The organism is Proteiniphilum sp. X52 (assembly GCF_003712195.1).
Lineage (GTDB): Bacteria > Bacteroidota > Bacteroidia > Bacteroidales > Dysgonomonadaceae > Proteiniphilum.
Genome location: NZ_RDSD01000026.1, coordinates 1 through 11,339, shown reverse-complemented (window position 1 = coordinate 11,339; position 11,339 = coordinate 1). Strand labels below are relative to the sequence as shown.

The 11,339-nt window shown below is 44.8% G+C and carries 10 protein-coding genes; 3 read left to right on the top strand and 7 right to left on the bottom strand.

What is annotated here, in order from left to right; translation table 11 throughout:
- Positions 1-26 precede the first annotated feature (26 nt).
- The 7 genes from D7D25_RS15435 to D7D25_RS15405 all read right to left on the bottom strand — a co-directional run bounded on the left by D7D25_RS15435 (position 27) and on the right by D7D25_RS15405 (position 8,467).
- Positions 27-1,316: a hemolysin family protein gene (locus D7D25_RS15435; protein WP_122969825.1), complete on the bottom strand. Its 1,290-nt coding sequence runs from the start codon at positions 1,314-1,316 to the stop codon at positions 27-29.
- A gap of 161 nt (positions 1,317-1,477) precedes the next feature.
- Complete coding sequence (gene lptC / locus D7D25_RS15430) at positions 1,478-2,128, bottom strand: LPS export ABC transporter periplasmic protein LptC (protein WP_122969824.1); 651 nt, start codon at positions 2,126-2,128, stop codon at positions 1,478-1,480.
- 26 nt (positions 2,129-2,154) lie between these two features.
- Positions 2,155-3,519, bottom strand: a complete 1,365-nt coding sequence (locus D7D25_RS15425) for a lipopolysaccharide assembly protein LapB (RefSeq protein ID WP_122969823.1) — start codon at positions 3,517-3,519, stop codon at positions 2,155-2,157.
- Positions 3,520-3,665: 146 nt separating this feature from the next.
- Positions 3,666-5,012: a hypothetical protein gene (locus D7D25_RS15420; protein ID WP_122969822.1), complete on the bottom strand. Its 1,347-nt coding sequence runs from the start codon at positions 5,010-5,012 to the stop codon at positions 3,666-3,668.
- Positions 5,013-5,194: 182 nt separating this feature from the next.
- Positions 5,195-5,752, bottom strand: coding sequence for a nitroreductase family protein (locus D7D25_RS15415; RefSeq protein ID WP_122969821.1), 558 nt, complete (start codon positions 5,750-5,752; stop codon positions 5,195-5,197).
- Position 5,753: 1 nt separating this feature from the next.
- Complete coding sequence (locus D7D25_RS15410) at positions 5,754-6,359, bottom strand: riboflavin synthase (protein WP_122969820.1); 606 nt, start codon at positions 6,357-6,359, stop codon at positions 5,754-5,756.
- A gap of 74 nt (positions 6,360-6,433) precedes the next feature.
- On the bottom strand, positions 6,434-8,467 hold the full coding sequence (locus tag D7D25_RS15405) for a M13 family metallopeptidase (protein ID WP_122969819.1): 2,034 nt from the start codon (positions 8,465-8,467) through the stop codon (positions 6,434-6,436).
- Positions 8,468-8,797: 330 nt separating this feature from the next.
- Between D7D25_RS15405 and D7D25_RS18180 the strand changes: the two genes are divergently transcribed.
- Genes D7D25_RS18180 through D7D25_RS15390 form a run of 3 tightly spaced genes read left to right on the top strand, consistent with a single transcriptional unit; the run spans position 8,798 to position 11,225 of the window.
- Entirely contained in the window at positions 8,798-10,342 is a 1,545-nt protein-coding gene (locus D7D25_RS18180) for a hypothetical protein (protein WP_185140275.1), read from the top strand.
- On the top strand, positions 10,339-10,770 hold the full coding sequence (locus D7D25_RS15395; RefSeq protein ID WP_185140274.1) for a hypothetical protein: 432 nt from the start codon (positions 10,339-10,341) through the stop codon (positions 10,768-10,770). The genes D7D25_RS18180 and D7D25_RS15395 overlap by 4 nt, the downstream gene beginning before the upstream one ends.
- 14 nt (positions 10,771-10,784) lie before the next feature.
- Positions 10,785-11,225 carry a hypothetical protein gene (locus D7D25_RS15390; protein ID WP_255417344.1) on the top strand — a complete coding sequence of 147 codons (441 nt, stop codon included), beginning with the start codon at positions 10,785-10,787 and terminating at the stop codon, positions 11,223-11,225.
- Positions 11,226-11,339: the final 114 nt, after the last annotated feature.

Below are 11,339 nucleotides of genomic sequence, written 5' to 3'. Positions count from 1 at the left end.
AAGTGCATATTCACCTGCCCATATCCTCAGGACAACATCTCCTCTGCTGTTTTGGTTTCGGTAATAAGCCGTACGACTTCTATTTTCCGGGCCGTTACTTTTAGTATTTTAAAGGTATATTTTCCAATAATAACAGTTTCATAGGTCTTCGGGAAACGTTGGGTGTGAAACAACAGGTAACCGGCAATAGTGGAATACTCGTCCGACTCCGGAATATCGAGATGGTGCGCTTGGTTCAGATGGTCTATCTCCACACGTCCCGACATCACCCATTGGTTTTCTCCCTCCCGTTTCACGAATTTTGATTCCACATCATATTCATCTTCTATGTCACCGAATATCTCTTCCACAAGATCTTCCATGGTGACAATCCCGGATGTGCCACCAAACTCGTCCACTACCACGGCGATACTTTTACGATGCTGCATCAGGTCGCTCATCAACTGGTTGGCCTGCATACTTTCGGGCACAAAAGAGATGGAAGCGAGATTATGGGTCCACTCCCGCGGATTATTGAAAATCTCCCACATATGGATATATCCGACTATATTATCGAGATTTTCTGTAAAGACTAAAATCCTGGATATGCCGGATTCGATGAACAACTCTTTCAATTTATCGAGATCGGTATCAAGGCTTACCGCCACAATATCGGCGCGGGGCACCATGCAATCCCTCACTTTTTTGGAGGAAAAATCAAGGGCATTCCGAAATATCTTGACCTCTGAATCGACCTCCACTTCTTTCGACATATCATCGGCATTCTTTTCCATAACGGTATCGAAATTAACCCTGTAAAACAGATCATCCTGTTCCTCCCTGGAGAGATCCACTCCTGACAGTCTGCATATTACTTTTGACAAACCCTCAAACAGGCCCGCCAGCGGATAAAGCAATATATGGAACAAAAAAGCGGGGACGAGAAACAGTTTCACCCACAGGTCGGGCTTTTTACCAAACAGGATGCGCGGCAGAAATTCCTGCGACAGCAAAAGAAAAAGTGTGCCCACCGCAATGACCGGCAATATCTTTATGAAATCGCGATGTGGTGTTTCATTCGAATATGGGTATATGATCAGGGTAGTAAAATAAACAAAAAAGAGGAGCAGAATAATCCTTCCCACCATCATGGTAAGCTGAAACCGGCGGAAGCGGCTGTAGATAGTGTCCAGTATATACCTGTAAGCCCGCGACGAACCCCTGCTGACAACATATTCCAACTTAGCAGAAGAAATATAGGCCAACTCTATTCCCGAAAAAAGGATAGAGAGAAGCAGGAATGTAATCCACCACCCTATTTCCACATGGTCATGCATTTAGTTAGGAGTCATGAGTTATAAATTACCAATTATCAATTACCAATTACCAATTACTAATTACCAATTCTTCATTCTTCATTCTTCATTCTTCATTCTTCACTCTTCATTCTTCACTCTTCATTCTTCACTCTTCATTCTTCACTCTTCATTCTTCACTTTTAATCCGTGTCAGGCATCGGATTTTCCGCCTCACTTACTTCTCCGGTGCCCGATTGAATAGAATCGGCAGGCGTGGTCTCAGAGAAAGGAAGTTTTCCGTCATGCGGCCGAAAAATACGGTAATCGGTCATTGTCTGGTTCGATTCAAACCCATAACCTTTGAGTTCTGTAAGACCGCTCTGGATCTCGATATATGCCTCGGAAAAGACTTTCCCGTTTTTTCCATCCCAGAAGAGCTCATCACTATCGAACTGCTCCCCTTTCCTGTTTTCCACATGGACATTCTTTTTCAATCTCCACAGGTCTTTCGTGTTGTAATACCACGCCGTGTCGGCCTCAACAGTAGCCTCAATCTCAAAATCGGGCGTGAACTGCTCAAAATACAATCCTTCGGGAAAATGCCAATAAGGCTCTTTCGCCTGATTGAAAACCATCCACACATCCGCGACTATCCTATAACGGGTGATACCGGAGTCTGAAATAAGTTGGGATACGGAAGTGGTAATCATAGTCGGCACCGTGTCCGGGTCATAGGCAAAAGCGATCAGATTATCGTTCTTATCCTTACATGAAAAAAACGACATAACAACCACTGAGACAGTGATTGTTATGCGCCATACATATTTTATGTGACGATGTCCTCGCAACATTTGTTCAATGAATCAGACTGTACGGATTATCTCAAACGGACAGTGGTCGTTTCCCCGATCCAACCGGGAATGGTCACCGTCTCACCGGCTTTGATCCCCATCATAAAAGCAGTTTCAGTATCCATGAATCTGGCAGAATAATTGTTGATGAGATTATTTGCCTTACTGGCCACACTCGGATCAACCGACCTTGCTTTTTGCAGTTTGTCAACCGCCACGAGGTATACCAATCCCGCTTTTTCCGGCTCAGGGAAGATATTGGCTGCCGAGCTGGCATAGAGCTGGGCGATCAGGATATACGCGTCTCCGTTGTTGGGGTTATACTCCAACGCGTCATAAGCGGCCTGTCTTGCCCTGGCAAAATTGCGCTGATTAGAGAAGATACCCGCCAGTTGCATCATATAATCAGATGCTTTCGTTTTATTGGTTTCCATCTTCGCGGCATCGGCATAATACTTCACAGCCGTTTCGTAGTCCTTATCCCTCAGGCTCTTGTTAGCCAATCCGAGCGCGGCTCCCGCCGACGGCTCAAGACGGTAGAGATACTCCGCGGCGGTAAAGTAGAGATCGGTATCGGAGCAGCCTACTGAAGACAATGCATCCAGCACTTCGTTCAGGAATGCCTTGTCGCCCTTATTCGGTTCCACCTGATCGGCATAGTAATCAGTGAGCGTCTTGCAATCACCCGCGCCACTATTGACAAATCCCTTTACAATACCCTCTTTCACCTGTCCCAGGTAGTCAGCGCTGGCTTCATCATTCGCGGTGCGGGCATTGGCAATAGCCTGGTCCACATAACCTGCCACTCTGAAATAGTCAGAGATATAGCGCTCTTTTTTGGAGTTGTCACTCAGATATTCATTCAAAGAGGCAACCATAAAATAAGAATAGGCGTCGAGCGGGTTCATCTGGTCTTTCAGATCTTCGATGGCCTCATTCAACATACCATAAATAACCGACTGGTCAGCCTTCTCACCCATCAGCTCCATATAATCGTAAGCTTTATAAGCAAGGATGGTCCCTTTGGCATCGTCCTGACCGTAATATTTGAGACGGGTGTCATATATCTCCATCACTTTGTCGAGATGTTCCTTTTTCTTGGCCGCGTCTGTCTCGGCAGCGTGAAGCGCTTTGAAGATGCGGGGGCCATAGATATAGATATTCTTGCTTGAGGCGGGGCAATTCTGATAGGTATAAACCCACGGTTGTAACGCGCCTTTATAATCTTCCGCCTTGGCAGATGTTTGCATAAGACTTAAGTTCAGCCGGCAGTTCACACTATCCTCTCCATGGCCGTAAGGCGCCTTCACAGGATCATATCCCGGTTTTTGCGCTGAGGCGGCAGCCGCTACCACAATAGCTGCCAAACCCGATAATAATAACTTTCTCATATTCCTTGTGTTTGTAAATTGTTTTTTCAACTCATTTGCTTGACAAAAATCTATTTTGTGGATTGGACAGAGTGTTAAAGGAAAAGTTTAAACAACTGCCCGAATTTGATTTCTTTTTTTCACTCTCCTTTTTCCTATGAAAAGCATTAGTTAAACTGCCGTTTGAAGAACCAGAACTCATTTATATTCATATTCACAGATATCTTGAACATATCCTGGCTGATCATATAGTCTCTATTGGGTTGCTGTCTTGTATAGCCAAATCCGATATTAAGCATCGAGATATGCCCCGACATATAATCTCTTAATGGGAGTCCCAGTCCCACATTCATTCCGTATTCATTGAAGGTGCCAATATACTTTCCGATACCGTTCACAGGATCAGTGGGGTCATTCACTTTGAAATTGTTATAGGAATTGGAATAAGAAAGCCCTCCCCTGAAACGTATGCGGTGAAAAAAGTTCTGACTCATGGGGTCGATGATATATTCCATGCCGGCATTAATGCGAAAAGCGTTATTAAATCGGTTCTCTGATGAAAGATTATCCAGCAGGTCGGGGTAATCCAGATTTTTCCACAGTTGGTAGGTCCCATCCAGGCCGACCAGAAAGCGGCCGGTACTGTATGTGATACCCGCGCCAAAGGTATGGGGCAGTTGGAAAGAAGCATTCCACAACGTGTCAGTCTTCAATACCTGGGAAGGTGACAGTCCCGGGGTGTTATACGGATCGCTGCTATATAACATCTCGGTGGGATTCACATCGGCCCGGGCATTCAACCGAGGTGAATAAACCGCGCCAATGGTTAGAGAACGGGTCTTGTCGATGGGATAAGTAAATTGTACTCCGAGATCATATTTCAATTCACGCAAGGAATAACTATATTTGGTCTCTCCCACTAACCCGGAGCTCGGAATAACCACACTACTGCGCGAGAAATTACCGAACAGGTAAGAAAGATTGGCTCCTATGGAAACATTTTTAACGGGCTCCCAGGCAAGGCCCCCGTATATCTGGCTCAACCCCCCGGTACCCCTGTAATGCTCATCATACCAAGCATTTGACACTGAGCGGCGATCTCCGAAATTATATCCCATTTTGGAATAAGGGAGAAGGCCAATACTCGCCCCCACTTTGCGGAAGATTGGGAACTGCATGGCCACGTAATCAAGATTGCCGTTATAAAAATCCCTCGGCTCATTCACTCCGTCGTTCATGCGGGCAAGATGCCCGGAAATGCCCAAATCAAAGATAAAGGTGAGCGTGTCGAGTTTAGAATAGGATGCCGGGTTGGCCCAATTCACCTGTTGACTTCTTCGCAGTCCGTAGCTGATTCCTCCCATAGCCTCCGACGCACCTGGCACCGGATTCATTAAAAGTCCGTATCCATACCTGCTATAGGGTGAATTAGACCCTACTTGCTGCGCGAGAATAACTGTGGTAATCGAGAGAAAAGCGATCAATAAAGAGAAACGTTTTTTCCTAATATTCATCTGTTTCAGATATATAACCAGCTCTTAGCCGCCTTGTTTCATATTTTTTTTAACGTGTACAAAGATGACATATTTTTGCGATGCCACCAAAAATCGGAACAAAGATCGTGTTAAAAAGATCAAAGTTTAATGTTTATAAACGATTCAAGTCTATTCAGCAGCGGCAAGCTATATTCATATAATTATTTCACACCATTTCTATAACCGTTGTAGGAGACCACTTCCTCCCATGGTTTCCGTTTTTTCGGTCTTAACGGCTGCACGCTGTACCCTATGGCAATGTCGAGCCACACCCTCTTTGAGTCGGGGATTGACAAGATATCGCGCATCTTGGCTTCGTTGAACCAGCCGACAATACAGGACCCCAATCCTTCGGCATGAGCTGCCAACGCGATGTGTGCCGCAATCACTCCGAGATCCATCTGGGCATAATCTTTCTGCTTTACCCATCCGCCCACGCCGGAGGCAAGATTCACCTTCTCTTCCACCAGGACAATATGTACCGGGGCTTGTTTGGTAAAATGGTTCATCCCCAAGGCGCGGGCAGAGGTGGCATCTGCCACTCTGTTCTTGAGTTGCGGATCATCCACTACAATCATGTGCCATGGCTGCGCGTTGCAGGCCGAGGGAGCCAATCGCGCCGCCTCTACGATACGTTCAATTTTTTCTTTCTCCACCGGGCGGGCGGGATCAAAAGCACGGTCACTCTGGCGGGTGGAAACAAATTCTAAAAAATCCATATCACGCGTTTAATGCAGCTATCCGGCTGATATATTTACCAATAATGTCGAACTCAATATTCACCACCGTCCCTTTCTTTATCTGATGGAAATTGGTAAACTCGTAAGTATAGGGGATAATGGCTACCTTAAAGCTGTTGTCCGTGGGCTCCACCACAGTGAGGCTCACACCATTCACCGTAACGGAGCCTTTATCTACTGTCAAATATCCTTTTTTGGCCATCTCACGGTCGAACGTATACTCGAAAGTATAGTACCAACTGCCATCAGCCTCGGTCACATCGGCACAAACCGCGGTCTGATCCACATGTCCTTGTACGATATGGCCGTCGAGTCGCCCGTTTATCGGCATACTGCGTTCCAGGTTGACCTTACTGCCTACTTCCAACAGACCGAGATTCGACCGGTCGAGGGTTTCTTGGATCGCCGTCACGGTATAGGTATCCCCTTCGATGGAGACCACCGTAAGACATACACCGTTGTGCGACACGCTCTGATCGATCTTTAGTTCTCCCGTAAAGGAACACCTCAGCGTAATATGCAGGTTCCCTTTATCCTTTTTAAGTGCCACTACCGTTGCCGCTTCTTCCACAATTCCTGAAAACATGTTGTTGACGTGTTGATTAGTTGATGTTGATGATATGTCGCCCCCATTGGTGATTGGTGATTCACCACACCCCATTACCAAATCGAAGCCCTTTCCTCTTCGGGCAGATACATCGGGTCGGATGGCCGGATAGCAAATGCTTCATACCACGCGTCGATATGGGGCAGTGCTCCGTCCACACGCCATCTGCCAAGCGAATGCGGATCGACCTTGGTGAGCCGGAGAATTTCAGCATCACGCACGTTGCCGGCCCAAAGAGCGGCATAACTCAGGAAGAAACGCTGCGCCGGAGTGAAACGGTCAAGCAGTTCGCCCTCCTTTGCCTGTGCTGTTTTCAGAAAGGCATGATAGGAAACCTGTAAACCTCCATGATCGGCAATATTCTCTCCAAGGGTAAAACGCCCGTTGGCATGCACGGTATCGAGCACCACGATATTATTGAAATACTCGACCAGCACGTGGGCTCTCTCTTCAAACCGTCGCGCGTCTTCGGCAGTCCACCATTCAGCCAGATTTCCATCTTTGTCGAATTTACGCCCCTGGTCGTCGAAGCCGTGTGTCATCTCATGGCCGATTACCACGCCGATACCGCCATAATTGATCGCGTCGTCGCCATCCATATAGAAGAACGGAGGCTGAAGTATCCCGGCAGGGAAACAAATTTCGTTGGATGATGGATTGTAATAGGCATTGACGGTCTGGGGCGACATATACCATTTCGTTTTATCGACCGGCTTGCCCAGTTCATCGATCATCTCGGCATGGGCGAACTCGGAAGCACGCACCATGTTCTGCCAGTAAGAATCATCCTTTATCTCGAGTGAAGAATAGTCTTTCCATTTATCGGGATATCCTATCTTCACGATAAAGGTACTCAGTTTTTCCAGCCCTTTTTCTTTGGTGGCGTCGCTCATCCATTCCAGACCAGCGATCCGTTCACCCAAAGCTGTCTTCAGGTTATCCACCAATCCGAGCATCCGCTCCTTGGCTTGCGGCGGAAAATATTTCCGCACATAGAGCTGCCCGACTGCCTCTCCCATGGCTCCGTTCACAGCATCAATGCTTCTTCTCCAGCGCGGACGGAGTTCTTTACTGCCACTCAGCGTTTTCCCATAGAATTCGAAATCGGCGTTGACAAAATCATCGCTGAGATAGCCCGCGGCAGAATTGATTACTATCCAGCTCAGATAGTCGCGCAGCGCCTCTACCGGTTCTTTGTCGACAATGGTGACAGCGGTTTTTAGCGGCTCTATCTGTGAAACATTCAGGCTGTCGATGCCGGCAGCGCCCATCTCTTCCAAATAGCATGTCCATTCGAACGGGGCAACCACCCTGTCCAGGTCAGCCACCGCCAGTTTATGATAGTTAAGTTCGGGTTGACGCCGCATCTCTTTGGTGAAGTGCGCTTCTGCCAGCCTGGTCTCTATATTCAACACGTTCACGGCTGCATTTTCAGCATCGGCTTCGGTATAACCCGCATTCCGGAACTGTGTTTTTATCAGCTTTTCATACTCTCCGCGCACCATTTTGGCATGCTCATCCTCTAACAGATAGTAGTCCCTGTCGCCCATGCTTATCCCGGATTGGTAAAGATGAGCGATATTCATGGAGCTATTCATGTCATCAGGACCCACATAAAATCCAAAGAAGGGATTAGCCGCATAACGGCTTATCCTGGCCGTCAACCTGACAATATCTTTCTTGCCTGATGCCGCCGCGATCTCCGCCAGTTGCCGGAGGAGAGGCCCGGCGCCGTCGGCATTCAATTTCACGCTGTCGATACCCATCTTATAGAGATCCCCCACCTTCTGGGCATTGGAGCCGACGGAGTTTTTCTGCTTTCCGAGTTCTTCAATCAGCGACTGGATCTGCACTTGGTTCCCTTCCCGCAGCTGGTCGAAAGAACCGTATCGCGCGTACTCATCGGGGATAGGGTTGGCTTTCTGCCATCCCCCGGTAGCGTATTGGTAGAAACTCTCCCCGGGTATGGCCATGGTGTCGAGGTTAGCGAGATCGAGCCGCTCATGGGGCTGCGCCGCTTTCCGCTGTGTGCAACTTGTGGTGATCATAACAGCTAAAACGATAAATGGAAATATGATCCGTTTCATATATTTGATTGTTTAGACCTGAGAGCCGGGGATCAAGACAGAGGACATTTTAAAAACGTCTCCGCGTGAGAGCCTGCCACTCATGAATGTTTTATATATATGCTAATCACATGCAAAAGTACAAAAATATTTCGTTCGTTGCACATCAATGATACCGAACTATAAAATATCAGTATCATACTGAATACTATAATTTAACGCAATAGTAGAAATGAAGCAACATAAACTGAGGCCCCATTGTTAAAATACAATAAATATTTGCAAAAGAAGAACATCTGCCCAAATAAATATTTAATTTTGTTGATAGTACCGCTTAACCCATGAAATATTATGACACGGGCTTGTTTTATTTTCCTCGTTTTAACGTCACTAATCTCCTGCGTCAACGAAGACTTCCTTATTGATGAAGAAGTTCCTGATAAGGATAAAGGGCATTATGCGCTTTTATTTTCCTCCGCCCAGAAAGTGTCGCTTGATCCAGTATTGTGCGATGAATTGTTTCAATTGATTGATTCGGAAAGGGGGCAATTCCAAAACAAATTCTCCTTTATATCAAATTATTTTAAACTGACCCCCAGTCCCCAGTGGGACAGATACAAGATTGTTCAACTGAACGATACCGACTTCAATATTTTTATTCATTGTGAGGATATTTCCTCTGAAAAAATTTTCAATAATGAGATTATGCTCATTATTTCCAAAAGAGGAAGCTTGTCTTATTCTTACGTCAAAGTATTACCTAAAAGTAAAGACAATACAGGAAGGCTTATTGCCGTAAACCTTCAGGATAGTGTTTATTTGGAAAAAGAAGATCGGATGGTTACGGGGGAGATTTTTAACCAGGGGTTAGGTTATCTTTCCAAAAGTGTTGGCAGCACCCGGAGTGATTGGGATTGCTGGACCGAGGAAGTGGCCGTAACTACCGGCATAGAGGTTACCCGTAACGGCGACAGGATGGACATTAAAACCATTACCGAGAACTTTTACGTGCTCCATTGCACGTACGCGGGAGGAGGTGTCAATGTTCCACCGCCGCCTGATTTCTCGGGGGTAATTCCTCCGTATAATAATAGTAGTAGTGGAAGTAATAATGGGAATGGTAGCAGTGGAAGCAATAACGGGAACAGCTATAGAGGAAACGGCTATTATGGCGGAGGCGGCAACTACGGTGGTAATGGGAGTAATCATAGTGAAGGCGGAGGCGGAGGCAGTTCAAATAACAACAATTTCATAGATGACCAGGACAATCCTTGTCCCGATTATGGTGGTATGGATTTCACTCCGGCCCCTGTTGAAGTAATCATTGAAGATCCCTATGCCAATGCCCGGAAACGTTTTGACAAAGAAATACACAAATTGGTGGATGAAGTGAAAAAATATATCCAAATACCCGATGGGACAGGGATAAAGCTTGTTGATCATTGCGTTTCAAATGCAAGAGTAAAAGATGGGAATATAGAGGTTTGCTATCAATTCTACATGAACGAACATCTTACCGATAAGGATCGTGTCTCGATCTTGTATCACGAGATATACCATATAAAAAACCATGATACCTATAAAGAATTTGAACCATATAAGATGAAGACGGCCATAACCCTTCAAAACGTACCTTCCGAATTTAAACTATATATCATTGATTATGTCATAGGAAAAGAACATTTCCCATCGAATAAATGGGAGTCTATGTACCTTGAGGTTATTACATTCCAATATATTTTTCCTCCGGAATATTACGAGAACGAGATTCAAGCTTACGAAAACGAAATAGAGACAATAAAAAATGTATCTGATTATTACGAGACCGAACGCAGGTACTACTTATGGAGATATAAACAGTTATATGAAATCTCTAAAAATTATCACGGAAAATGAAAACTTTATTATTTATTTTATTCACCCTTTTGCCTTGTACTCTTCCAGCTCAATTTACGGTAAAGACATACAAGACAACGGACCAATACAACAGGAAGGTCATCCGGATAGAAATAAAGAACACAGGAAGTCAGGATATTAGGATCAGTAATGCAATTATTGGTCTTGAAAATGGAACGCTATTACATTTCAGCACAAGTAAAAAACAAGAAAACAATGCATTCTTTAGTTTCCATCCCAATCCGATGGAGCAAAGAAAATACACAATTGTAAAAAAAGGAAAAACAGAAAAAGTAGATGTACCTCTAAACGAGGTTGCGAATTATATTCCGATTGACAAGGATATCTATTTGCTGGGACACATTGAATATTTTCTTCCCGATGACAGTAGGTTACAGATTAAAGAAATAGCAATAAAGGTTGAATAGTAAATATTTTCTATATGTATCGGCTAATAAAGATATTTCCACTTTTTCTCGCATGTATGCCATTATCCCTTCCAGCTCAATTTACGGTAAAGGCATACAAGACAACGGACCAATACAACAGAAAGGTCATCCGGATAGAAATAAAGAACACAGGAAGTCAGGATATTAGGATCCGTAATGCAATTATTGGTCTTGAAAATGGAACGCTATTACATTTCAGCACAAGTAAAAAACAAGAAAACAATGCATTCTTTAGTTTCCATCCCAATCCGATGGAGCAAAGAAAATACACAATTGTAAAAAAAGAAAAAACAGAAAAAGTAGATGTTCGTTTAAACGAGGTTGCGAATTATATTCCGATTGACAAGGATATCTATTTGCTGGGACACATTGAATATTATTTCCCCGAATATAATAAGCGACATATCAAAAAAATAGCAATAAAGGTTGAATAGTAAATATTTTCTATATGTATCGGCTAATAAAGATATTTCCACTTTTTCTCGCATGTATGCCATTATCCCTTCCAGCTCAATTTACGGTAAAGGCATACAAGACAACGGACCAAT